Origin of the sequence: Parasedimentitalea denitrificans, from assembly GCF_011813015.1 — a bacterium.
Classification (GTDB): domain Bacteria; phylum Pseudomonadota; class Alphaproteobacteria; order Rhodobacterales; family Rhodobacteraceae; genus Parasedimentitalea; species Parasedimentitalea denitrificans.
On sequence record NZ_QHLQ01000006.1, the window covers coordinates 64,140 to 86,764 of the forward strand.

General features: G+C 57.3%; 23 protein-coding genes and 1 other RNA gene. 14 read left to right on the plus strand and 10 right to left on the minus strand.

Annotated elements, in window-relative coordinates; translation table 11 throughout:
- Positions 1 to 38 precede the first annotated feature (38 nt).
- Positions 39 to 872 carry a prephenate dehydratase gene (locus tag DL239_RS08095; protein ID WP_167683511.1) on the plus strand — a complete coding sequence of 278 codons (834 nt, stop codon included), beginning with the start codon at positions 39 to 41 and terminating at the stop codon, positions 870 to 872.
- 50 nt (positions 873 to 922) lie between these two features.
- Here the strand turns inward: DL239_RS08095 and DL239_RS08100 are convergent, their stop codons facing one another.
- Positions 923 to 1,390, minus strand: a complete 468-nt coding sequence (locus DL239_RS08100) for an SRPBCC family protein (protein ID WP_167683512.1) — start codon at positions 1,388 to 1,390, stop codon at positions 923 to 925.
- A 60-nt stretch (positions 1,391 to 1,450) separates the two neighbouring features.
- Positions 1,451 to 2,434: an NAD(+) diphosphatase gene (gene nudC, locus DL239_RS08105; RefSeq protein ID WP_167683513.1), complete on the minus strand. Its 984-nt coding sequence runs from the start codon at positions 2,432 to 2,434 to the stop codon at positions 1,451 to 1,453.
- A gap of 325 nt (positions 2,435 to 2,759) precedes the next feature.
- Here nudC and DL239_RS08110 point away from each other — a divergent pair, with 325 nt between their 5' ends.
- From DL239_RS08110 to rsgA, 3 genes are all read left to right on the plus strand, one after another.
- Complete coding sequence (locus DL239_RS08110; RefSeq protein WP_240931809.1) at positions 2,760 to 4,610, plus strand: 5'-nucleotidase C-terminal domain-containing protein; 1,851 nt, start codon at positions 2,760 to 2,762, stop codon at positions 4,608 to 4,610.
- Positions 4,611 to 4,663: 53 nt separating this feature from the next.
- Positions 4,664 to 4,762, plus strand: an RNA gene (gene ffs / locus DL239_RS08115) — signal recognition particle sRNA small type.
- Positions 4,763 to 4,969: 207 nt separating this feature from the next.
- The gene (gene rsgA / locus DL239_RS08120; RefSeq protein WP_167683514.1) at positions 4,970 to 5,995 is read left to right on the plus strand and encodes a ribosome small subunit-dependent GTPase A; all 1,026 of its coding nucleotides are present in this window, start codon (positions 4,970 to 4,972) and stop codon (positions 5,993 to 5,995) included.
- 22 nt (positions 5,996 to 6,017) lie between these two features.
- Here the strand turns inward: rsgA and DL239_RS08125 are convergent, their stop codons facing one another.
- Positions 6,018 to 6,908: an alpha/beta hydrolase family protein gene (locus DL239_RS08125; RefSeq protein WP_369410550.1), complete on the minus strand. Its 891-nt coding sequence runs from the start codon at positions 6,906 to 6,908 to the stop codon at positions 6,018 to 6,020.
- 74 nt (positions 6,909 to 6,982) lie between these two features.
- Between DL239_RS08125 and DL239_RS08130 the strand changes: the two genes are divergently transcribed.
- Positions 6,983 to 7,600: a TetR/AcrR family transcriptional regulator gene (locus DL239_RS08130; RefSeq protein ID WP_167683516.1), complete on the plus strand. Its 618-nt coding sequence runs from the start codon at positions 6,983 to 6,985 to the stop codon at positions 7,598 to 7,600.
- Positions 7,601 to 7,602: 2 nt separating this feature from the next.
- On the opposite strand, the gene DL239_RS08135 is transcribed toward DL239_RS08130, so the two are convergent.
- Positions 7,603 to 8,130 (minus strand): protein-tyrosine phosphatase family protein, encoded by a 528-nt coding sequence (locus DL239_RS08135; protein WP_167683517.1) that lies wholly within the window; start codon positions 8,128 to 8,130, stop codon positions 7,603 to 7,605.
- Positions 8,131 to 8,403: 273 nt separating this feature from the next.
- On the opposite strand from DL239_RS08135, the gene DL239_RS08140 reads away from it, so the two are divergent.
- Positions 8,404 to 10,200, plus strand: a complete 1,797-nt coding sequence (locus DL239_RS08140) for a DNA polymerase III subunit gamma/tau (protein WP_167683518.1) — start codon at positions 8,404 to 8,406, stop codon at positions 10,198 to 10,200.
- Between the two features lie 26 nt (positions 10,201 to 10,226).
- Here DL239_RS08140 and DL239_RS08145 read toward each other — a convergent pair whose 3' ends face one another.
- Positions 10,227 to 10,772, minus strand: a complete 546-nt coding sequence (locus DL239_RS08145; RefSeq protein WP_167683519.1) for a cysteine hydrolase family protein — start codon at positions 10,770 to 10,772, stop codon at positions 10,227 to 10,229.
- 67 nt (positions 10,773 to 10,839) lie between these two features.
- Here DL239_RS08145 and DL239_RS08150 point away from each other — a divergent pair, with 67 nt between their 5' ends.
- The 4 genes from DL239_RS08150 to recR all read left to right on the plus strand — a co-directional run bounded on the left by DL239_RS08150 (position 10,840) and on the right by recR (position 13,885).
- Complete coding sequence (locus tag DL239_RS08150; RefSeq protein ID WP_167683520.1) at positions 10,840 to 11,793, plus strand: GlxA family transcriptional regulator; 954 nt, start codon at positions 10,840 to 10,842, stop codon at positions 11,791 to 11,793.
- Between the two features lie 74 nt (positions 11,794 to 11,867).
- Complete coding sequence (locus DL239_RS08155; RefSeq protein WP_167683521.1) at positions 11,868 to 12,212, plus strand: YbaB/EbfC family nucleoid-associated protein; 345 nt, start codon at positions 11,868 to 11,870, stop codon at positions 12,210 to 12,212.
- A gap of 3 nt (positions 12,213 to 12,215) precedes the next feature.
- Positions 12,216 to 13,292, plus strand: a complete 1,077-nt coding sequence (locus DL239_RS08160) for a TraB/GumN family protein (RefSeq protein ID WP_167683522.1) — start codon at positions 12,216 to 12,218, stop codon at positions 13,290 to 13,292.
- On the plus strand, positions 13,289 to 13,885 hold the full coding sequence (gene recR, locus DL239_RS08165) for a recombination mediator RecR (protein ID WP_167683523.1): 597 nt from the start codon (positions 13,289 to 13,291) through the stop codon (positions 13,883 to 13,885). Before DL239_RS08160 ends, recR begins: the two co-directional genes overlap by 4 nt.
- A gap of 45 nt (positions 13,886 to 13,930) precedes the next feature.
- Here the strand turns inward: recR and DL239_RS08170 are convergent, their stop codons facing one another.
- From DL239_RS08170 to DL239_RS08180, 3 genes are all read right to left on the minus strand, one after another.
- Entirely contained in the window at positions 13,931 to 14,860 is a 930-nt protein-coding gene (locus tag DL239_RS08170) for a nickel/cobalt transporter (protein ID WP_167683524.1), read from the minus strand.
- A gap of 1 nt (position 14,861) precedes the next feature.
- Positions 14,862 to 15,497, minus strand: coding sequence for a DUF1007 family protein (locus tag DL239_RS08175; RefSeq protein WP_167683525.1), 636 nt, complete (start codon positions 15,495 to 15,497; stop codon positions 14,862 to 14,864).
- A gap of 211 nt (positions 15,498 to 15,708) precedes the next feature.
- Positions 15,709 to 16,479 (minus strand): DUF1013 domain-containing protein, encoded by a 771-nt coding sequence (locus tag DL239_RS08180; RefSeq protein WP_167683526.1) that lies wholly within the window; start codon positions 16,477 to 16,479, stop codon positions 15,709 to 15,711.
- Between the two features lie 131 nt (positions 16,480 to 16,610).
- On the opposite strand from DL239_RS08180, the gene DL239_RS08185 reads away from it, so the two are divergent.
- Both DL239_RS08185 and DL239_RS08190 read left to right on the plus strand, forming a co-directional pair.
- Positions 16,611 to 17,279 carry a ribonuclease T2 family protein gene (locus DL239_RS08185; RefSeq protein ID WP_167683527.1) on the plus strand — a complete coding sequence of 223 codons (669 nt, stop codon included), beginning with the start codon at positions 16,611 to 16,613 and terminating at the stop codon, positions 17,277 to 17,279.
- 279 nt (positions 17,280 to 17,558) lie between these two features.
- A complete protein-coding gene (locus DL239_RS08190; RefSeq protein WP_167683528.1) occupies positions 17,559 to 18,416 on the plus strand; it encodes a DUF2189 domain-containing protein in 858 nt (285 codons plus the stop codon).
- Positions 18,417 to 18,489: 73 nt separating this feature from the next.
- On the opposite strand, the gene DL239_RS08195 is transcribed toward DL239_RS08190, so the two are convergent.
- Both DL239_RS08195 and DL239_RS08200 read right to left on the minus strand, forming a co-directional pair.
- On the minus strand, positions 18,490 to 19,476 hold the full coding sequence (locus DL239_RS08195; protein WP_167683529.1) for an NAD(P)H-quinone oxidoreductase: 987 nt from the start codon (positions 19,474 to 19,476) through the stop codon (positions 18,490 to 18,492).
- A gap of 196 nt (positions 19,477 to 19,672) precedes the next feature.
- Complete coding sequence (locus DL239_RS08200; protein ID WP_167683530.1) at positions 19,673 to 20,374, minus strand: COQ9 family protein; 702 nt, start codon at positions 20,372 to 20,374, stop codon at positions 19,673 to 19,675.
- 128 nt (positions 20,375 to 20,502) lie between these two features.
- On the opposite strand from DL239_RS08200, the gene rpsU reads away from it, so the two are divergent.
- Together rpsU and DL239_RS08210 are read left to right on the plus strand one after the other, a co-directional pair.
- On the plus strand, positions 20,503 to 20,709 hold the full coding sequence (rpsU, locus tag DL239_RS08205; protein ID WP_167683531.1) for a 30S ribosomal protein S21: 207 nt from the start codon (positions 20,503 to 20,505) through the stop codon (positions 20,707 to 20,709).
- A 593-nt stretch (positions 20,710 to 21,302) separates the two neighbouring features.
- Positions 21,303 to 22,586 (plus strand): caspase family protein, encoded by a 1,284-nt coding sequence (locus DL239_RS08210; protein WP_167683532.1) that lies wholly within the window; start codon positions 21,303 to 21,305, stop codon positions 22,584 to 22,586.
- Positions 22,587 to 22,625 lie beyond the last annotated feature (39 nt).

Sequence of the window (22,625 nt, forward strand, 5' to 3'; positions counted from 1 at the left end):
ATGCCCATTATCAGATCTTTTGCACGGAATTCACAAAAATGACCGGTAAAATTGCCATCCAAGGGGAGCTCGGCTCTTACAGTCACGAGGCCTGTCGCAATGCGCGGCCCGGATTAGAGGTTCTACCCTGCCGTACATTTGAAGACGCTATTGACGCTGTACGTAACGGAACGGCCGAACAAGCCATGCTTCCGGTCGAAAATTCTACCTATGGGCGGGTTGCTGATATCCACCGCCTCCTGCCGCATAGCGGATTACACATCGTAGACGAAGCTTTTGTGCGGGTTCACATCAACCTGCTGGCCGTGCCCGGTGCGACGCTAGAAGATATTCAAGAGGCACACTCACATCTGGTGCTACTGCCCCAATGTGCGAGTTTCCTACGCGAACATGAGATTCGCGGCCGTGTCAGCCCCGACAACGCCCGTGCCGCCCGTGAAGTTGCTGAACGCGGCGATGTCCAACATGCTGCTTTGGCAAGCGAACTGGCCGGCGAGATCTATGGATTGGATGTACTGGCCCGCCATATTGAGGACGAGGGCAACAACACCACGCGTTTTGTCATCATGTCGCCAGAACTCAACACCACCCGGCGTGGTGCCCATGGTATGATCACCAGCTTTGTGTTCCAGGTCCGCAACATTCCGGCAGCGCTGTACAAGGCGATGGGTGGTTTTGCGACCAATGGTGTCAACATGACCAAGCTGGAAAGCTATATGGTCGATGGCTCGTTCACCGCGACACAGTTTTACGCTGATATTGATGGGCATCCAGATGATGCAAACGTCCAACTGGCGCTGGACGAATTGGCTTATTTCACCACCAACATCGAAATCCTAGGGGTTTTCCCAGCCGATAACGGAAGGTTCTGATCTACCAAGAACAGTGTCAGGGTGCGTGGTCATATGCACCCTGAAACGACTTAGGCGATCCGGCTCAGGCGTTCCTCGGTCAACTTAGCGAATTCTGCTACACGCTTCTTGAACCGCTTGGTCAGTTTAGACTTGGCCAGTTTCAAAGATTGCACCAACAGCCGCCCAGACAGCGTTTTGGGGCTAAGGTCCAGTGTAACCACCATCCGGGTCCGGCCCGGGGACAGGGCCAGCAGTTCAACATTCAGACCACCCTCAACACCACCGCCATCAGCGGACAGGTGCATTCCGGTTACTGGATCGTACTCCGTCAGGACCAGATGCATATCGCGGGACTTGCCGCGAAAAGAGAACGTCACGTCCCACGCCAAACCACTGCTCGGCGCCGCGACATCCCCAATCCTGTGTACTTCCACACCACGGCGGATTGCCGAGCGTTCAAAGCCTTCAAATTCACTCAGAACCGAGAAAACCTCTGCAATTGGGGCCTCAATATCTTCTTTGCTGACAAACTTCATTTTTGCCCCCTTCAAGTGCTTATGTACACCGATGTATCAGATGTGGTGTCATTACTCACTTCAATCCAGCGTATCTGCAAGCCAGTTTTGCAACAAAAAGTGTGCAATTGCACCTTTCCGAGATGGTTTAATGTCAGGGTGTTCGCCAGAGAACACAGTCATCATATCAGCGCGGCTAACCCATAGTGCATCTTCAATCTCGGTGTGATCAATGGTCAGATCGCGACCCAACGCGGTTCCCGCACAGCCAAACATCAGCGACATGGGGAACGGCCAAGGCTGGCTAGAAAGGTAGGACACCTCACCGACTTTCACCCCTGCCTCTTCCAGAACTTCACGACGGACTGCCGCCTCTAGCGTTTCGCCGGGTTCAACAAATCCTGCCAGCAAGGAATACATTCCCTCGGGCCACCCCGGTGACCGTCCCATCAGAACTGAATCGCCATGGGTGATCAGCATGATCACCACCGGGTCTGTCCGCGGAAAGTGCGAGGTGTTGCAGGCATCGCAATTTCGCTGCCATCCAGCCTGCGCAACCTGACTTGGTTGACCACACCGGGCACAGAACTGGTGGCTTTTATGCCAAGAAAGCACCGCATTGGCCGTTGCGGCCAGCTCGGCCTCTAGTGGCGTCAGAAATGCCATCATTCGGCGTAATTCGGTAAATACATGACCCGTAGGTAAATCCGGGTGTTGCTGTTCACTGGCGTCGGCAAAGCTGGCCAACATGGCCTGATCCAGCGCATCTGGTGTCCAGTCGCTCATGTCACCGGCAAACTGCGGCACCCCAGCGGGCGTCAAACCCAGAAAAATGGAACTTTGATGATACTTCTCTGCCAATGGGTGATCCGTTGTGATCATCACCAACTGATCCGGAGAAGATCCGCGACCGCTGCGCTCAGACAGTGGCTTCCCCTGCCAAACCAACAAGACAGAGGCCTGCGGATCACCCCAGGCCGCAGCCAAGGCATCCGCGTCATCCCGTAGATGTGCGGCCCGATCCAGACCACCACCGCCAAAGGTCACTTGTTCTGCTCGCTTCACCCTAAGCCCCTCTCTTTACGCCTAAAATTTATCACACCACATCTGGCCAACCTGCCTAAAAAACACGCTACGTGCATTTTTAACAATCAACTGACGTCGTGCATCTTGCAGGTCGGCCCTTGGACTGCCACACATAAAGTTAAAAGTCCAAGCCCGAAGCACGCTAGCTAGGACACGGGGCCGCCGTACCGGCTTTATGGTTAAATATGTATGTAATTGTGACTAGGCAGAAGCCTTAATCACTGGTTTCAACGCACCAAAGAAAAAGCGCCCAACAAGGCGCCGCAAAGACAAGACTGGCGTCAGACGCATCGAACACAGAACGTTGAGAGAAACCGAACGATCCAACCCAAAGCACCAGGTCAGCCTGCGTGTTATGGCGACTACTGATCTGCACATGAACCTGCTTGGCTATGATTACTATCGCGACCAAGCAGACCCTAGCGTGGGCCTTGCGCATACTGCATCTTTGATTGCTGGCGCTCGCGACGAAGCGACCCGCTTAGGCGCGGTTACCTTGTTGCTGGACAATGGCGACTCCATGCAGGGCACTCCTTTAGGCGAACAGCCCGATGCCCGCTCGCCGCATCCGCTGATGAAGGCCTTTCAGGTGTTGAGCTATGATGCCATTGGCTTGGGAAATCATGACTTCAACTTCGGACTAGATACGCTCGAGCACATCCTGAAGACTGCCCCATGCCCTGTCATATGCTCAAATATGAAGGCAGCCTCACCTGAGACAAAATTGCCTTTCGTCGCCTCCGCGATCTTGGAACGGCAAATGTTGGATCATCCTGATGCGCCGCCTGTCCGCATCGGCCTGTTGTCAGTGCTGCCAGAGCAAACCGTGCAATGGGACGCGCATCTGCTACAAGACCGCGTTCAGATGATGAACATTGTGCAGTCAGCCCGCACCACCAGTGCAGCCCTGCGTGCCGCCGGATGTGACATCGTCATCGCCCTTGCGCATACGGGTCTCGGGCATGAAACAGACCCCGACAATTCCGAAAACGCATTGCAACACCTAGTGCAAATCGATGACATCGACGCCCTGATCGGCGGGCACACCCACCTGCGTTTGCCCGATCCTGCCACGCCGTTCTCCAAGCCCGTTGTGATGCCGGGGGCCTTTGGCTCTCACCTTGGGGTGATCGATCTGCGACTGAAACATGGCGACGACGGCTGGAAACTGGATGCTTGGGATTGCGGCCTGCGCCCCATTTCCCAACGCACCACAACCGGAGAGCTAGCACCACTCGTGACCGAGGACGCCGCCTTGGTTTCGGCACTGGCAGAAGATCATGCAGCCACTGTAGAGCGCATAAATGCGCCAGTCGGCCAGATCGAACACTCTCTACATTCATACTTCACATTCTTTGCCCCTGATCGCGCCCTTGCATTGGTCGCCTGCGCTCAGGCGGCTGAGCTACGCGAGCAGTTAAAAAACACACCAGCCTGCGAACTACCGCTATTATCAGCAGTTTCCCCCTGTAAGTTCGGTGCTCGAACAGGCCCCGGTCACTTTACTGATGTACCAGCCGGCCCCCTTAGCCGCCGCCATGTAGCAGATCTGCATATATTTCCGAACTATCTGAATGCCGTCTCGATTTCCGGCGCAATGGTGCTTGAGTGGTTGGAAATGTTGGCAGGCATGTTCAATCAGATCACCCCTGGCACCGATAGCACCCCGTTGATTGATTTCGATCGGGCTGGCCATAATTTTGATGTCCTACACGGGTTGGACTATCAAATTGACCTATCCGTCCCCGCACGCTTTCATGCCTCGGGCAAACTGGCAGACCCTCAGGCACACCGAATTCGCGACCCGCTCTGGAATGGCAAGCCAATTGATCCTGACCAGCAGTTTGTCGTGGCGGTCAACAGCCACCGCGCGGCGGGTGGCGGCAATTTCCCAATGGTTCAGCAGGCAACCCAGATCCCACTGCCCCGGTGTTCGATACAGGATATTGTCTACGACTATTTGAACGGCACACTGCCAACCGATCCTTTGGCAGCGGCTTCACCTCCGTGGCGTTTGGCGCCCATGCCAGGGTCACATGCCCTTGTCTATACTGGCCCTGCGGCCCGGCGTTACCTGGAAGAACTATCCCACATGAACCTCCCGCTACCCGAGCCCACCCCGGACGGGTTCCTGCAACTGAAAATTCCATTGTAAGTCGACACCACGCACGGCTTGTCTTTCGCCTCGCAGCCGCCTATATCGGGATTCGAGAGGTTGGCGCGGGCAAGCGCCTCGCCAACCTGGTCAGATCCGGAAGGAAGCAGCCACAACGAGCCCCGCTTGGGTCGATGTCCAGCCTCTCACCTTATTTCGGCTTGCAGTGCAGGCCCATACCCAACGGAGCATCGCTCCCACAGCCTGAATGGAGGGCCTGATGATTGTAGCAGTACCGACCCTTCAGGCAGCGCAGTCCTGATTCGGCCCACGGCCAACTCCCTGCCTGAACTCCCCTCCTGTTGTGATGCGCGTTCGCCATCGCAAGGGTCTTTCTACGTTCAAATACAGGCAGAGCCATGACGCTTACCTATTCAGACCTTGGATGGTCTAACTTTTTTCAATCCCAACAAGACGTGGACGTCGACCTGACGCCCTATCGCATTTCGGCCGTGCATCGTGACAAGCTGACCGGCCTGTCACCCAACGGTGAAATCCAATTGCTGCCTGATCGCTTGACCGGTGAATTTGCCGTTGGCGACTGGGTGCTGGCCAATGCAGCAGACCAAGTCTGCGAGCGGCTGGAGCGCCAAACCGAACTAAGCCGCCGTGCCGCCGGAACCGACGCCCGCGAGCAACTGATCGCCGCAAATGTCGATGTGCTGTTCATCACCACCTCCTGCAACGCTGATTTCAACCTCGCACGTTTGGAACGCTATCTGGCGCTGGCGCACCAGTCAGGCTGTTATCCGGTGGTGGTACTAACCAAGGCTGATGTCTGCGAAGATGCCAGTGTGTATCGCAAGCAGGCGGAATCGCTGGCGGCGTCGCTGACCGTGCTGACTTTGGATGCCAAGAACCCCGACGACGTCACGCAGCTATTGGCCTGGGTGAAACCCAGCCAAACGGCTGCATTGGTCGGATCATCCGGCGTTGGCAAAACAACCTTGACGAATGGATTGACCGGCAGCAAGGACGCCGTGCGCGACATTCGCGAGGACGACTCCAAGGGTCGCCACACCACCACCGCACGCTACCTGCGCCGCATGGTCAACGGTGGCTGGCTGATCGACACCCCCGGCATGCGCGCCCTTCGCATCAAGGACGCCGACGAAGGGGTCGAGGAAGTCTTCTCTGACTTGATGGAAATCGCCCAAAGTTGCCGGTTCAACGACTGCTCCCATAACGGCGAGCCAGGCTGCGCAGTCACAGCTGCGGTCAAATCTGGTACGCTTGAACTCGCCCGTGTTGAACGCTGGCAGAAACTTCAGCGCGATGAAGAGCGAAACACCGAAACCCTTGTGCAGTCACGCCGCCGCGACAAGGGGCTCGGCAAGATGATCAAGTCCATGAAGCGCGATCACAAAGGGCGCAAGGGGTACTAACCCCTGCCCAAAGGCGTGCCCACTAGGGCGCGCCTTGTTCCGGCACCAGCGTTGGCCACAGCACGGAATTTCTCCGCGCAAATGCCCCCAGATGCCCCACCTTTTTCAGGCCAAAATCACTTGGCTTTAGCTCTGTTCGGGTTTGCTCCACATCCCCGTAGACGCCCCCCAACCGCCAAACACAGTCCGGTGGGATCAGGTCATCATCACTCAGCGCAAACAGATCGACTGGCACGTCCCAACTCTGCCAGTCCGGCAACGGCAACTCGTCGCCCACCTCTGACAAATAGCTCCCCGGCGTGGTGCACCATTTACGCCACTGCCAGTACACACTGGCTGGAAGGTCCTCCCCCAGCCTTAGCGCCTTGGCTGGCAAGTAACCCATCAACTTGACCAACAGTGGCACGTGCCCAAACCAAAAGCTAAGCGCCAGCGCTCTGTACGGCCAGGGGTGATCGTTGTGATGTACCAGCCCGCCTGCCACCACAATCATTCGGTCGATATCTTCAATGCCATCTTGCAGCGGCATCAGCATGCCCCCCAGCGAATGCCCAACCACCCAAAGCGGGACGTCCGGATAATGTCTCCGCATTTCATCCCGTGCGGCAGGCTGTTCTACCATTGCCCAACGGGCCATCGTGGCGTCTGACTTACGCATGGACCGCTCAGCCGAGGCGCCAAAGTCACTGTAGTCATAGGTCAAGCAGGCCATCCCACGCTCTGCCGCCAGCCAGCGGGCAAAGTGACGATAGAAGCTTTGCGGTACACCCGTTGCACCATTCAAAACCACCGCCGCACGCGGGCGGCCGTTGGGGCGATATAGCTGCCCTGCCAACGGCATCCCTACGGCGTCAAACTTTACTGAATCGACCCTAACTTGGGCATCTGGATCGAAATTGACAGCATCTAGCACGTAGCATCCTCCTAGACCGATTGGTCCACACGACACATCTGGACCAATCGGTCTAGACATGTCAAGCTGTCGAAATGAATGATATTGCAGCCCCTCAAAAAGCCTCCAAACCGCGCCCAACCAAGGATCGGTTGATCCGTGCGGCAGCACAGCTGTTTAGCAATCGCGGTTATCACGGGGTTGGTTTGGCCGAGATCTTGGCCGAGGCGCAGGCCCCCAAGGGCTCGATGTACCACCACTTTCCGAATGGAAAATCCGATCTGGCGATGGCCTCTGCCACATGGGCGTCAGATCAGATCCTGCTGCTGATTGCAGCCTCGTTTGAACCCTCAGACAGTTTTGTCGAGGGGGCCACAACGCTGTGCCATAAACTAGCGGATCTGTTTGAAGTGACCGGCAAATGGTGTGGCTGCCCGATTTCATCAACGTTGTTCGAAGGCCCGGATAATGCCGAGTTTCACAGCCATGCGGCACATCTATTCGAAGGTTGGATAACCGAAGTAGATTATCACGCTCAACGTCTAGGCCTGCCCAAAGAAAGGGCGGCAATGGCAGCGCAGAACTTCTACATCTTGCTGCAAGGCGGATGGCAACTGGCTCGTGTGCGCCGTGATTCGCAGGTCATCCGCGCCCTGCCCGCGCTTTTGCACTACAAGCCTGCCGCACCCGGCGAAGCCTGCTCTGACACATAAACTCAGTCGTGCACCTGACGACGCGGACCATAGGCCCACTGCATCTGCTCTAACGTCTCTACCGCGCAGGGCCGCAGGGCACGCAGTCTGGCCAACGCCAGCTCTGGTCTCTCGCCACATTCAATCATCAGCCGCAGCACCACCATACCAGAACGACCACAGCCGCCACGGCAATGCACCAGCACCCGACCGCCCCCAACCAAGGCCTTGCGCGCCATATGGCTAACCAAAGGCCACTTCGTCAAAATTTCCGGCGTTGGCACGCCGAAATCCTCAATGGGCAAGTGAACCCATCGACTGGCCAGACTTTGAATATCAGTCCCCAGCGTACTACCGCCAACGGCCACGTGCTCGGCCTCGGTCGTCATGGAAATAACCAAACCGGGTTTCCAATCGTGAATATGCTCCAGATCGCCGCGATAATCGCCACTGGCACCGGGCAACGGACAAAGCGCCAGAATGCCGTCCGCCACTGAAAGCGCATGAATCACCAACGCGCCGCTATTCTGCTCGATCTCCTTAGATTGCATCGTCTCTCCCTGCTGGCTTGCGCCAGTATTGTTATCCTTGTCGCACCTGCTGAATTCGTTAGTCCGCCCAACTGTAGCCTCGACTTACGGTTGCGCAAAAACGTTTTACGCAGAACTGCGTTCATTCTTGGCCTGCAAAGACCGAAAATCGCCATTTCAGACCTCAAAACAGGATTGTGCCCGCCCTCACCTCCGCAACAGCGGTGGACGAAACCGGCCAGCTTGCTTACCCTGCGCAAAACCAGAATGACCCCGAATCCGGCACGAGTACTTATGAGCGACACACCCAACGACGCAGGCAACGACGCCGGATCAAGCCAATATCAGGTTCTGGCCCGCAAATATCGCCCTGAAACCTTTGCCGACCTCGTCGGTCAGGACGCCATGGTGCGGACGCTGAAAAACGCGTTTGAGGCAGACCGGATCGCCCAAGCGTTCATCATGACCGGCATTCGCGGCACCGGTAAAACCACCACCGCGCGGATCATTGCCAAGGGTATGAACTGTATCGGCCCCGATGGTACAGGCACCCCAACAACAGAACCTTGTGGAGTATGCGAACACTGCGTCGCCATCATGGAAGGCCGCCATGTTGACGTGATGGAAATGGATGCTGCCAGCCGCACCGGCGTTGGCGATATCCGCGAGATCATTGATTCAGTTGCCTATCGCGCCGCCTCGGCCCGCTACAAGATTTACATCATCGATGAGGTCCACATGCTGTCGACCAGCGCGTTCAACGCGCTGCTAAAGACGCTGGAAGAACCGCCATCACATGTGAAATTCATCTTTGCCACCACCGAAATCCGCAAGGTGCCAGTCACTGTCCTGTCGCGCTGCCAACGGTTTGACCTGCGTCGGATTGAACCCGAGGTGATGATTGCGCTGATCAGCAAGATCGCCAGTGCCGAAGGTGCGCAGATTTCTGACGATGCCCTCGCCCTGATCACCCGCGCCGCCGAAGGCTCGGCCCGCGATGCGACCTCGCTGTTGGATCAGGCCATTTCCCACGGGGCAGGCGAAACATCCGCCGATCAAGTGCGCGCTATGCTGGGCCTTGCCGATCGCGGCCGTGTGCTGGATCTGATCGACATGATCCTGCGCGGTGATGCCGCCGCCGCCCTGACCGAGCTGGGCGCGCAATACGCCGAAGGGGCTGACCCCCTGGCTGTGTTGCGGGATTTAGCCGAGATCACTCACTGGGTATCGGTGGTGAAAATCACCCCGGATGCGGCAGAAGACCCAACGATATCACCCGATGAACGCGCCCGTGGCAGCAAAATGGCCGAAGCCCTGCCAATGCGGGTGCTGACCCGGATGTGGCAGATGTTGCTCAAGGCGCTGGAAGAAGTCGCCGCAGCCCCCAATTCGATGATGGCGGCCGAGATGGCAGTGATCCGGCTGACCCATGTCGCCGACCTGCCCAGCCCCGAAGAACTGATCCGCAAATTGCAGGACATGCCAACTCCGCCGCCCGCAGCCCCACCATCCGGGCCCGGTGGAGGCATGGCACCCGATGGCGGCGCCGCCATGGGCAGTGCCTATAACAACGGTCAATCCGGCGCCGGCGGCCCTGTTGCGTCTGGGGGCAACGGAACAACGCTGGCCCTTGCACCGCAAGCGGATGCCGCGCTGGCCCGCTATCCCAGCTTTGAACACGTAGTCGAATTGGTCCGCACCCACCGGGATGTGAAACTACTGGTCGACGTCGAGACCGGCGTGCGACTGGTGTCTTACCAGCCCGGACGGATCGAGTTCACGCCGACGGACAACGCTCCATCAAGCCTGGCTTCGCGATTGGGATCCAGCCTGCAAAACTGGACCGGTAGCCGCTGGGCCGTTGTGATTACGTCAGGCGGCGACGCCCAGACCATCGCGGAAAAGAACGACGCCGCCGAAAACGCACTGCGCGCCGAGGCCACAGCGCACCCGCTGGTGCAGGCGGTGCTGGAGAGTTTTCCCAAGGCCAAGATCACCCGCATCCGCACCGCCGAGGAACTTCAGGCAGAGATTGCCGCTGATGCTCTGCCAGAGGTCGAGGACGAATGGGATCCGTTTGAGGACGGCTAACCAGCCGTCCCCAGATTTCAATCAGATCAACTGAGCAAATCGGCTGTTGTTGCGACTTTGGCATACCCCATCGCCAGTGGGGCCATAAACGCTGCATGCACCTGCTCGGCGTTTACCTCAACACTGCCAAACGCCATTTCTTTGGCACCGCAGGCGTCCTCGACCACAGTGACTTGGAACCCATAGTCCGCCGCCGCACGTGCGGTGGCATCAATGCACATCTGGCTCATCGCGCCGCATATGGTGACGGCTTCGATCCCGGCCTCGTGCAGCAGGCCCAACAGACCAGTGTCATGGAAACTGTTGGCACGCGCTTTGGTTAGCACCACCTCCCCCGCTTTCGGCGCCACCGAGGCATGGATCTCGGCTCCCACCGTTCCGGGCCGAAAAAACGGCGCCTCGGGTGAGTCATTTTCATGCCGGATATGAACCACCAAATTATCTTTTTCCCGTGCATTGGCCAACAGGCCAGCGGCGTTGGTTGAAACGCGTTCCATCTGGTGCAGCGGCCAATCCCCACCGTCGAAATAGTCGTTCTGGATATCCACAATAATCAGAGTAGTCTTGGGCATCGTTTTCTCCTTGATGCTGTTTCACAGTCTTTTTGACCAAGGTTGACCTGCAGCGCGATTGGCAGATATGACAATAAATATGCCAGTTGCGCCAAATCCGATTATTGCCCTAGTAGACTATCGCGGCGTCCAACGTTCAGCCCTGTGGGGGCTAGCGGATATGTTTGCCCTATTGCCCAGCTTGCAGGACGACCAATCCGGCCCCGAAATCCGTGTTATAGACTCTACTAATCCGGACCCACGCCCCTGTGACGCCTTTGTTTTCCCGCCCTCAATAGATGGCAGTCGGGGCATCGATGCACCGCAGTTGCTGGACTGGGCAGTCACCCAGCATCACGCTGGCGCACTGGCCTGCTCCGTTTGCGCTGGTGCGTTTTGGTTGGGTCATGCCGAACTGCTGAACGGACGCCCGGCCACCACCCATTGGGCCTTAGAAGCCGAATTTAGAGCCGCTTTTCCCAAAGCGGACCTGCGCGCCGAACACATTCTGATCGACGATCATGACATCATAACTGCCGGAGGGTTGATGGCCTGGCTCGATCTGGGCCTACACCTGACCGGGCGCTGGTATGGCAGCGATGCTGTTTCACGCCTAGCGCGGCATTTGCTCATCGACCCAGCTGGACGCGAGCAACGGCACTACTCTAGCTTTCGCCCCAACCGCAGCCATGGCGATGTGCAAATTCTGACAGCGCAACGCCACATGGAGCGGCAGGTTCAAGAGCAAATGCAGGCCGAGCAACTGGCCGAGCTGGCGGGTATGTCCCTGCGGACCTTCATGCGCCGGTTTCAGTCAGCCACCGGCTATCCGCCTGCCACCTACCTGCAGGCCCTGCGGATAGAGAAAGCCCGCGCTGCACTGGAACGTGGCGGTGACAGTGTCAGTGAAATCGCCTGGAGCGTCGGCTATCAGGATCTGTCGGCCTTTTCCCGCGTTTTCAAGGCTCGAACCGGCCTTAGCCCCGGTGCCTATCGACGCCGGTTCCATATCCGGCCCCAACATCGATCCATAGCTGACTGACCCCCGCTTTCCCCTTGAATGGCAGGGGTGGCAACCGTATTTAACAGGCAAAACCATCCTATAGGAGAGATCTAATGCTCAAAGGCCTCGGCGGTCTTGGTGATATGGCCAAGATGATGAAATCTGCACAAGACCTGCAATCCAAAATGACCGAGATGCAGGACGAATTGCACAACGTCATGGTCATCGGCGAATCCGGTGCTGGACTGGTCAAGGCAACCGCCAGCGCCAAAGGCGAGCTGAAGGCGCTGGACATTGACCCTTCGATCTTTAACGGCGACGACAAGGAAGTGGTCGAGGACCTGATCCTGGCTGCCGTCAAAGACGCCCAAGCTAAAGCGACCGAAAAAGCGCAGGAAGAAATGGCGCGCCTGACCGAGAGCATGGGCCTGCCCAAGGACATCAAGCTGCCGTTCTAAGGTATGTATGTCTTAAAACCCCTTGTGTTCGCCCTGTCGTTTCTGGTGCCTGCCGCTGCGCAGGCCCAGGATTGGGCGACGCGTGAGGCCTGCGCGGTCACCTCGGCCGAGATCGACCCGCAGGTTCTGCCTGAAACGCTGCTTGCCACACTTCGAGCAGACGCCGCCAAAATGCCCAATCCGATTGGGCGGTTCTGGCGCATCCAATCCCCGGACGGTGCCGTGTCGCACCTATGGGGCACCATGCATTCAAATGACCCACTGGTTCTGGATCTGCCAGTTATCGTGCAGAAACGGATTACGGACGCCCGTGTCATAGCCATGGAATTCGATCCCGTGTTTACCTCTCGTAAGGCCATCAGGGATCATCAGAAACAAGAGTTGTTTCGTCCGGAAAACAGCACCTACAACTTCGACGACTCTGGACTAGATCCGCTGATAGTCGAGTGGATACACACCCGCCTTGACGGGTTGGGCTGGGGCCGCGACGCTGCGGATTATCTGACCTTACCCGTTGTTGTAGAGAGTATTCTGACGGATCCCTGCAATGACTTTGCGGTGGGTGTGTTGCCTGATCAGGACAGCATGATCCAGACCCTAGGCATGATTGGTGGCGGAAGTATTCTAGGCCTGGAAACCCCGAGCGCTCTAACCGACCACCTGAGTGAGCCCCAAAATCAGGGGACAGCCCTGTCCATTCTGGCCGTATACGGTGCCTATCTTGACCCAGAAACAAGTACAGCCAACCGGCCAACGAGTTTCGCGCTGTATCTGCAAGGTGAGTTGGCGCTGGAGCGCGCCTGGGAAAAAGCCATCCTGAACGGCGTCTACGGACCTGATCTGGCTCAGCTATACCAACGCCGAGCAGACGCGTATCTACTGGACCAACGCAACCAAGCATTCCTGCAAACTGCCAAACATGACCTGCAACAGGGCGGTGTATTCATGGCAATCGGATCATTCCATTTGCCCGGCGAACAGGGCATGATCGAACTACTGCGACAGGCGGGCTATACCGTTTCCCGCATCCCCCTGCCCGGCGAAACTCCGGACACCCCTGCCGGAGCAAGCCAGGAATGAGCAATTCTACAGATGACATCGAGATCCTGATTGATCTGATGGCCAAACTACCTGGCCTTGGACCACGTTCGGCCCGGCGCGCGGTCCTCCACCTGATCCGCAAGCGCGCGTTACTGCTGACCCCACTGGCCGATTCTATGAGCCAGGTCGCTATCAGCGCCCGCGAATGCCTGAACTGCGGCAACGTCGGCACCTCTGAAATCTGCGACATCTGCGAAGACGAGAAACGCGCCAACGGCGAGCTTTGTGTGGTCGAAGACGTCGGTGACCTTTGGGCGATGGAGCGCGCAGGGGTGTTCAAAGGCCGCTATCACGTGCTGGGTGGCACCCTGTCCGCACTAGACGCCATCGGCCCCGAAGAACTGCGCATTCCGCGACTGGTGGACCGTGTCACAGCCGAGGCCGTCAGCGAAGTGATCCTTGCCCTGAATGCCACCATCGACGGCCAGACCACCGCCCATTACATCGCCGACCAGCTACAGGATCAGGTCAAGCTGACCACCCTGGCGCAGGGTGTGCCCATTGGTGGTGAGCTGGATTATCTGGACGACGGAACCATCACCGCCGCAATGCGGGCCCGTAAAGAAATCTGAACAAGCCCCACTTTTTCAAATGGCTTGGGATTAGACCTGCGCTGTTTACAGCGCCCGCAATAATATTTGACCTGCAAGCACAGCAACCACAGCCCCGGCAAGAATCTCTAGCATCGCAGCCGCCCGCACAGCTCCTGCGCCCTGAACTTTCGTCAACGCCCCTTTGCGCACTGTCACCGCGGCGACCGCCACCGCAACTGTGAGCATGGCGGTGCCGAGCCCCATGGCAAAGGTGCCGGCGATCCCTGCCCACAAAATTCCCATGCGCCAGGTCATAAGCAACAAAAACAGGGCCCCAGTACACGGCCGAACGGCCACTGCACCAATAATAGCCAGCGCGTCTCGAAGGGATGACACATTTGCAGCCTCTTCTGCCGTCGGTCCATGCCGGTGGCCACAGGATGGGCAGGTTTCGCCATCATGTGCACCGTGGTGTTCGTGGTCATGAGCGTCATGGTTATGCTGCGCCGACGCCCGGCTAGAAAGCAGCCGTCTTAAGCCCCGTATCAGCAGCCACAGGCCGACAAGTGAGATCAGCCCGTAAGACAAGGGTGCCAGAACGTCATCCGCCGCGCTGGTCAACTGTTCTCTGCTCCAGTCCAACAGCAGTAGCCCCCCAGCCACTAACAGCACCGCCATAGCAGCCTGTGCCAGCGATGCCGCCACTGACAAACCTGCCAACCTCAGCAGTGGCACAGGTTTACCGATGCCATAGCCTCCGATCACCAGCTTGCCGTGGCCTGGCCCAGCCGCATGGAAAAACCCGTAGGCAAAACACAAGGTCAGCAGCGTCGCAAATGCCCCCGGCTCTCCAGCGCGAAGCGCCCGCAGGCCTCTGGCCAAGGCATTCTGAACTTCCCGCTGCCCCTCAGCTGCCCAGATGAGCACTGCTTCGGAACCACCAAAGGCCCAAAGCCAGATCGCAAATGCAACAATGGCAACGACTGCAGCAAACAAGGGAGTATTGCCGCGCATCTTATGCGCCGCAGCTTAGCCGTACGGTATCGGCAAAGGCCTCTCCGACTTCGGGGTAGGCCTCCTCTGCCTGACCCGTCGGCTTGGAGTACAACAGCTCTTCGACCATGTCGTAGGCGGAGTTCAGATCTGGTGGAGTTACTTCACCCACACATCCACCGGTGACCTCTAAGCCGCGATTCAGGGTATAAGCAGTATAGTAGGTTGGGTCGTAGGCCTTGAATACGACGCCATTCGCTGCAACCGGATCTATCAGTTCTCGGCGGTGGCGAGTGGTGATACGTCCGTCAGAAACGGTGGTTTCCAGATGCACCCCGTCGCCAATCGCCAGTGCCTCTCCGTTTCGCGTTAAATAGGTGTCACCGTCGAACCCTTCGCTCCACTGCAGGTCAAACCCCTTTAGTTTCTCCAACTCGTCTGCTGTCAGCTCCCCATCAAAGTCCGAATCCAACCCCAGATCCTCAAAGATCAGCAGCGAATAGAACTCGTCATAGGCCCATGTCACCTCTACGGCTTGCAGCTGTCCGGGTTCCGAAACGACAACCTTCAGAGCCATATCAACAAAAATATGCGGGTGTGCACTGGCCCCATTGGGGCCGAGCGTAAGAGCAGCAAGCAAAGGCAGAAACTGTTTCATACCCTTTCAGTAGGCTTCCATGCTCGTTTCATCAAGTTGCGCCTAAGAGAACGGGCCACTTTCGGCAGTTGAATGCCCGCGACTCAACGTTCAAATGCATCGATACGTATGAGTGCGACAAAGAAACAGGCCTCCCGAATAACGGAAGGCCTGCAAAACTTATTCTGTCGAACCCGAAGCTAATGCCGTGATTCAGATACTCCAAACGCGATCAGCCGCGCGGATCGTCGCTGTCATCATCCTCGTCTTCATCACCGCCACCGGCTGGCAGGTTAAAGAAGCTGTCAGCGTCAACCGGAGCTTCTCTGCTTGGCGCGTCGTCTTCCGAACCACCCAATGTAAAGGCCTCAAGGCCTTCCATACCACTTGGGATCTTAGGCTCGGCTTCCATTTCCAGCGACTGCTCGGTGCTGACCAGCTTGCGACGCTCGTCATCGCTCATCACGCCACCTTCGGCAGCCTTCTTGGCCACGGCTTTTTGCACGGCCTGGTCCAGCTCAGACTGTTTACACAGGCCTAGCGCCACCGGATCAACCGGCTGAATGTTTGCAATGTTCCAGTGGGTGCGTTCACGGATCGCCTGGATAGTTGGCTTGGTTGTACCCACCAGTTTCGAGATCTGGCTGTCAGCCAATTCCGGGTGAAACTTAACCAACCAATAGATCGAGGCCGGGCGGTCCTGACGCTTGGAAAGCGGTGTGTAACGCGGACCACGGCGCTTTTCTTCACCCGAAGCTGCAGCGTAAAACTTGAGCTTCAGCTTGTGCAGCGGGTTTCCCTCGGCTGCAGTGATCTCTTCCTGAGTCAGCTGGTTGTTGGCGACCGGGTCAAAACCCTTCACACCTTGGGCAACATCGCCATCAGCGATACCCTGTACTTCCAGCTCGTGCAGATCAACAAAGTCCGCAATCTGTTTAAAGCTGATGGTGGTATTGTCCACCAGCCACACAGCGGTTGCTTTGGCCATCAACGGTTTTGCCATGTGCTCATCTCCATTTACAACACATCTTCCCCGCCGCCTGAAATAGGCTGCCCCGCCTTAGGGGTCTGGTTTCCATTGTCGGGGAATTTGAACCCTATATAGTCGCGATATTTCAATTTGGGAAGAGCCGAATGCACAGGATGATTTTGACAGTTGGATTTGCCCTTTGGGCCATGGGCATCGGGGCCGCAAACGCCGACGGTGAAAAGGCGGGAGAGTTCGACTATTACGTCCTTGCTCTCAGCTGGTCCCCCAACTGGTGTGCCCTCGAAGGTGACGCGCGTGATTCTGACCAATGCGATCCCCGCCACGATTATGGCTGGACCCTGCACGGGTTATGGCCCCAATTTCACCGGGGCTGGCCCAGCTACTGCCGCACCACAGTCGCGCCGCCCACACGTCGGATGAGCGGCGAGATGACCGACATCATGGGCAGCGCCGGTCTTGCCTGGCACCAATGGAAGAAACACGGCACCTGCGCCGGCCTGCAGGCGCAAAGCTACTACGACCTGATGCGCGAGGCCTATAGCCGTGTTGAACGCCCTGCCATTTTCCGGAAACTAGAAAAAGAAGTCTCCCTGCCTGCATCATTGATCGAAGAAGCCTTTCTAAAGGCCAACCCAGACTTGGAGAAAGACATGTTCACGGTGACATGCCGCGACGGTTACATCCAAGAGGCCCGTGTTTGCCTGTCGCGTGATCTGGATCCGGTGCCCTGTGGCCGGGACGTGATTCAGGATTGTCGTTTAAAAAACGCGCGTTTTACCCCTATCCGATTGCATCAGCACACCAAAAGGTAGGCCCGCGCACCAATTTTAGTTCATTGAGCGGGCCGAAGTGCCCCCGATCGTGGATATTACTTGACCTTCGCGACTGTCGGGTCATGTTGCTTCAGCCTGTTTGATTGACGACCTGATGCCTCTACACGTTGTTCATCAATGGGAAAAACTCTCTCAGGTAGAGTCACATTCCCGGCACTAAAACGGAAACACGCCCCCTTTAGGCTAGTATTACACATATGCCGTACCGGCCCTGCCAATACGGCACCTTCCGTCCCAGACAGTGTAAGGAGCCCGCTCATGGCAAGAACAATTGGCAACCCGCTTAGCTGGCTGTTTCAGCATGCCGAAACCACCAGTCACCACATCTCTGCATCAGTCGAGCAAATGGGCAGCGAACTGACCCGCGAAATGCCCAAGGTCCGGCGACTTGAACTGTCAGACCTGAAGTACGCACTCAAAGCCGGGGCCGACGATTTTGCCGCCTGCCGCAGTGATGCAATGTTCCTGGTTCTGCTCTATCCTCTCATCGGACTAGTGATGGCTGTTACTGGATTTTCGATGAATCTGCTTCCACTGCTGGTGCCAATGATCATGGGTTTTGCCATTATCGGCCCGCTGGCCGCAGTTGGCTTATATGAAATGTCCAGCCGCCGCGAGGCAGGGTTCGAGCCCAAATGGATGGATGCTTTTGACGTGATTCGCTCACCATCTTTTGGCGCGATTCTGATGCTCGGCCTTTATCTCACAGTGCTCTTCGTTGGCTGGCTGATCTGCGCCAATTCCGTCTACACATGGACATTAGGACCCGAAGCCCCCAGTTCGCTGGCCGCCTTCGCAACCGACACTTTCACGACCCCTGCAGGTTGGGTGATGATTATTGTTGGAAGCGGTCTTGGCGCCCTCTTTGCGCTGGCCGCGTTGGCCATCAGCGTCGTGTCCTTCCCGTTACTGCTAGACCGCCACGTCGGGCTACCAGTCGCCGTCATCACCTCGGTCCGGGTGCTCCGCGCCAGTCCCGTAGTCACATTGGCATGGGGCGCATTGATCGGCACCAGCTTGGTGATCGCCTCAATTCCGCTTTTACTAGGGTTGGTAGTTGTAGTGCCGATTTTCGGCCATGCAACTTGGCACCTCTATCGCCGCGCCGTGGAATAGCCAGCCGATAGCAACACATGACTTTTGGCCGCTGCGGTGCGGCCAAAAGTCTGTGCTTGGCCACCAAGTACCTCTACCCCGCCACCTTCAGCACAATTTTGCCGATATGACCCGAGCTTTCCATTCGGGCATGCGCAGCTGCGGCGTCCTCCAGTGTAAACTCGCTATCCATCACCGGCGCGACCTGTCCAGATTCGATCAGGGGCCAAACCACCTCGCTCAAATCCTCAGCAATCCGCGCTTTGGCCAAGTCGCTCTGCGGCCGCAGGGTTGATCCCGTCACCGTCAATCGCCGCATCATGATCTGAGCAAAGTTCAGCTCGACCTTGGGACCGGTCAGGAACGCGATCTGCACCAGCCGTCCGTCATTGGCCAGTGTCTTGATGTTGCGCGGGATGTAATCGCCGCCCACCATGTCCAAGATCAGATCTGCGCCGCCCTCAGCCTGCAAAACCTCAACAAAATCCTCATCGCGGTAGTTGATCGCCCGTTCGGCGCCCAGATCCAGACAGGCCTGACATTTCTCGTCTAACCCGGCCGTGGTAAACACCCGCGCGCCAAGAACGTTGGCCAGCTGAATCGCCGTCGTGCCAATGCCGCTGGACCCACCATGCACCAGAAACCGCTCACCAGCCTGCAACCCACCGCGCGTGAACACATTCGACCACACGGTAAAGAACGTCTCAGGCAGGCAAGCCGCCTGCTTTAGATCCAGCCCCTTGGGCACCGGCAGGCAATGCGCCGCCGGGGTCGTCACATATTCGGCATAGCCCCCACCGGGCAACAACCCACAAACCAGATCGCCCAGCGCTAACCCGCTGACACCAGCCCCAACAGCCACGACCTCACCCGAAGCCTCAAGCCCCGGAAGATCACTGGCACCGGGTGGTGGCGCATAGGCCCCTGCCCGTTGCAGGGCGTCCGGCCGGTTGACCCCGGCATAGGCCACCTTGATCACCACTTGACCATGCCCTGGTTCGGGAACCGGCCTTTCGGTCAGTTGCAACACATCCGGGCCACCTGGGGTGGAAATCTCAACAGCGCGCATCATCTCACTCATCCGGGTTCCTTTCCTTTGCCCTATGCCTAGCACCCCTGCGCACAGCTGCAAACGGTTCTACCGCTGTGACAGATCGCCCAGTTAAGAGTCATGCGGGACCGCGCCGCGCTTGCGCGGCGCCATGCCCAACGGGTGAAGGGCATGATAATGCCCGACAACGGGCGGGAGCCCCGGATATATTGGACTGGAAAAGCCGTTACCGGCGCGGGGGCAGTGATCCTGGCAGGTCCTCTGCCACTTGCGGACGCTTGATCTGGTCAGCCAACCAGTTCGGCCCCGCCAGAAACGGCTTCAAAAGTGGATTAGCCTGTACCTCTGCCTTCAGCTTCTCAAACTGCATGACGTTATCAATCCGACGGTTCAGGAAATCCCAGCTGGCTTGATGCTCCAGACTGTCATCTCCCAGCCAGTACAACACCGTCGCGGTATAGACTGCGGATAGCGATGCGCGCTTGGTGTACCAGTTGATGTCATCTGACCCATCGCCCAGCGCATTCCAGATCGCATCCACAGTGCCCCAGATCGCCTTAGCACCGTCAGCGGCATATTGTGGCAACGTCAGCATAGTGGTGCCACGTCGAACAGCCTCTTTATCATCCACAGCTTCCAGCCGGTACCGAATGGCGGCGGCAATCTTGTCGCGAAACCGCAGCCCTGTCAGGTCCTCTGACTTCAAGCGTTGCAACATCAATGCGTCACCCCGCGCATGATAGGCCAGCGCCAGATCCACCGCCCCACGCGGACAGATCGCCCGTGCCAAAACCGCATCCACATCGGCATCCTTACACGCCGCGGTGAACGTCGCCTCGGTCCATCCGTCAAACGGCACATGCATCAGCGCCGCATCCAACAACGCATCCGTGGTGGCGTTTTGCGCCTGTTTGTGCTCGGTCTTCATCCCGGATCTCCCCGCTTATTCTGCTCACACCCTACCTGCCCCAATACTAGACAAAAAGGCCCTGTTTTGCTATAGCTCCTCTACCTGCAAGGCCTTGCAACTCAACTTAGAAAGGTGGTGAAAACCACATGCAGGTTAGCGTTCGCGACAACAATGTTGATCAGGCGCTTCGTGCCCTGAAGAAAAAGCTGCAGCGTGAAGGCGTCTTCCGCGAAATGAAGCTCAAACAACAGTTTGAGAAACCGTCCGAGAAGAAGGCCCGTGAAAAAGCCGAAGCTGTCCGCCGTGCCCGCAAACTGGCACGAAAGAAAGCACAGCGCGAAGGAATGATGTAAATCACCCAATCCGGCTTTGACTGGCTCTTTAAAGTGCGACAATTTTGGGTGACCGGCAATTGTCCATAGTAACACCCGAGTTCCCCCCGTGGCCCCACCCATAGGAGGGTGGCTATTGCCGTGTACGTTTTGTTTTGTGCCTGCAACGGCCGACAACGTCCTCGCTTAAGCGAGCGCAAATATGGGCCATCTAGAAACCTTAAACTCGGATCCGGAGCCTTCACAAGTGCTCGCAAGCAGGTGTACAAAGCGCTCATAATTCGATATAGTAAATCTATAAACAGTAGACGGCATCCCCTGCCCTCAACTGTCCATGGTGGCTGGCACCAATAGTCAGCCTCCGCACATCCTGAAGCGGTCACTCTGGCAGAGACTTCCCCCCTTGATTTTTGATCAAAACCGTGACCGTTTCGGGAGCACTCTACCGCCCAAAATTATAAAAAGTAGAAATTCATTTTGAATTGGGCATGATTAAACCAACAATTCTCGGCCCACCCAAGACGCGGGCACACCTGCAAACTGATAAACCAAACTATGGCATATTGGACCGTTACCGCTTCTATTTCGTGCGGCAAAATGACAAGGGGGCAAGAATGCTTCACCGAGTGATCTTCATTGTGGTCGGACTTCTGCTTGCAGGGGCATCCTTTGCTGCTGATCGCGTCGCGCTTGTCATTGGAAATTCTGAATACATCGACCCACAGATCAATGACCTTCCCAATTCCGCTCAGGACGCCTTGGACATATCCCGCACCCTTCAGAACTTGGGCTTTCGCGTCATCACTGGGATTGATGTCACCCGAGCCCAACTCCTGACACTGGCCCAGGACGTCCAAAGATCCCTCTCACCAGATGACGTCGCATTGTTCTACTTTGCCGGTCATGCGATCCAGCTGGGGTCCGAGAACTTTTTGATCCCGGTGGATGCTTACGGCTCTGACGAGGAAACGATCCGAAAGCGATCCGTAAAACTGCAAACGGTTCTTGCCGAAATGGAGAGCAGAGCAGATCGCAACATCATCATTCTGGATGCTTGCCGTAATAACCCCTTCGTCCTGCCCAATACCGGGCGATCCATCGGTGGGCAGACCCGCGGACTGGCCAAGATTGACGCTGGCGTTGGCTCTTTCATTGCCTTTTCGACCCAGCCCGGCAACGTCGCCTTGGATGGCACTGGCCGTAACAGCCCCTTTACCGAGGCACTGCTGAAGCACCTCCCATCCCAAAGCGATGACCTGCACGAGGTCATGCGAAAAGTGCGCCGCGATGTGGTGCAAAAAACCAATGGCACACAAATCCCATGGGAGAACTCCTCTCTCATCGACCGGATCTACATTGCAGGCCTTGCCCCGCCTGCGGCCACTTCTCAGCCAATTGCCACACCAGCCCCGGTACCTGCGCCTATGCCGATCCCTGTACCATCACAGCCGATTGCTCCGCAGGGCTTCAACCATCAGGTCGCTGGCCTTGACCCAAACGGAGACGGGTTTCTTGCCCTTCGGTCCGGCACCACCTCTAATGCAACCCGATTGATGAAAATGCCCGAAGGCACGCCCCTTCAGGTCTTGGGCCAGAACGGAGCATGGTTCAACGTTCGGACCCTTTCCGGAGCCCAAGGATGGGCACACTCGAACTGGATCCGCTTCACCGGTGCCCGCAGTACGCAACCGCAGGAAACCTGCGATAGTCTCTGGCTGCAACGAAACGCCATTTTCGCCAGAAACGGCTATTGTTTTCAGGGCGCACGCGGCCGTCAGGCATTTTCTAACGTAGGCTGCAGGGTCGGATTATCAGCCGGGCAAATCCCCTTGTCCCCAGCCGAACGGCAAGAGGTCCAGCGCCTAACCGCCCGTGAAAGCGTTTTGCAATGCCGGTAGGACAAGGTGCCAGGCTAAAAGAGCTATCAGCGCAATTGG

Coding starts and splice junctions, on each gene's coding strand:
- DL239_RS08095 (WP_167683511.1), top strand. CDS start 39: ATGACCGGTAAAATTGCCATCCAAGGGGAGCTCGGCTCTTACAGTCAC.
- DL239_RS08100 (WP_167683512.1), bottom strand. CDS start 1,390: ATGAAGTTTGTCAGCAAAGAAGATATTGAGGCCCCAATTGCAGAGGTT.
- rsgA (WP_167683514.1), top strand. CDS start 4,970: ATGACGCTTACCTATTCAGACCTTGGATGGTCTAACTTTTTTCAATCC.
- DL239_RS08130 (WP_167683516.1), top strand. CDS start 6,983: ATGAATGATATTGCAGCCCCTCAAAAAGCCTCCAAACCGCGCCCAACC.
- DL239_RS08135 (WP_167683517.1), bottom strand. CDS start 8,130: ATGCAATCTAAGGAGATCGAGCAGAATAGCGGCGCGTTGGTGATTCAT.
- DL239_RS08140 (WP_167683518.1), top strand. CDS start 8,404: ATGAGCGACACACCCAACGACGCAGGCAACGACGCCGGATCAAGCCAA.
- DL239_RS08145 (WP_167683519.1), bottom strand. CDS start 10,772: ATGCCCAAGACTACTCTGATTATTGTGGATATCCAGAACGACTATTTC.
- DL239_RS08150 (WP_167683520.1), top strand. CDS start 10,840: ATGACAATAAATATGCCAGTTGCGCCAAATCCGATTATTGCCCTAGTA.
- DL239_RS08155 (WP_167683521.1), top strand. CDS start 11,868: ATGCTCAAAGGCCTCGGCGGTCTTGGTGATATGGCCAAGATGATGAAA.
- DL239_RS08160 (WP_167683522.1), top strand. CDS start 12,216: ATGTATGTCTTAAAACCCCTTGTGTTCGCCCTGTCGTTTCTGGTGCCT.
- recR (WP_167683523.1), top strand. CDS start 13,289: ATGAGCAATTCTACAGATGACATCGAGATCCTGATTGATCTGATGGCC.
- DL239_RS08170 (WP_167683524.1), bottom strand. CDS start 14,860: ATGCGCGGCAATACTCCCTTGTTTGCTGCAGTCGTTGCCATTGTTGCA.
- DL239_RS08175 (WP_167683525.1), bottom strand. CDS start 15,497: ATGAAACAGTTTCTGCCTTTGCTTGCTGCTCTTACGCTCGGCCCCAAT.
- DL239_RS08180 (WP_167683526.1), bottom strand. CDS start 16,479: ATGGCAAAACCGTTGATGGCCAAAGCAACCGCTGTGTGGCTGGTGGAC.
- DL239_RS08185 (WP_167683527.1), top strand. CDS start 16,611: ATGCACAGGATGATTTTGACAGTTGGATTTGCCCTTTGGGCCATGGGC.
- DL239_RS08190 (WP_167683528.1), top strand. CDS start 17,559: ATGGCAAGAACAATTGGCAACCCGCTTAGCTGGCTGTTTCAGCATGCC.
- DL239_RS08195 (WP_167683529.1), bottom strand. CDS start 19,476: ATGAGTGAGATGATGCGCGCTGTTGAGATTTCCACCCCAGGTGGCCCG.
- DL239_RS08200 (WP_167683530.1), bottom strand. CDS start 20,374: ATGAAGACCGAGCACAAACAGGCGCAAAACGCCACCACGGATGCGTTG.
- rpsU (WP_167683531.1), top strand. CDS start 20,503: ATGCAGGTTAGCGTTCGCGACAACAATGTTGATCAGGCGCTTCGTGCC.
- DL239_RS08210 (WP_167683532.1), top strand. CDS start 21,303: ATGCTTCACCGAGTGATCTTCATTGTGGTCGGACTTCTGCTTGCAGGG.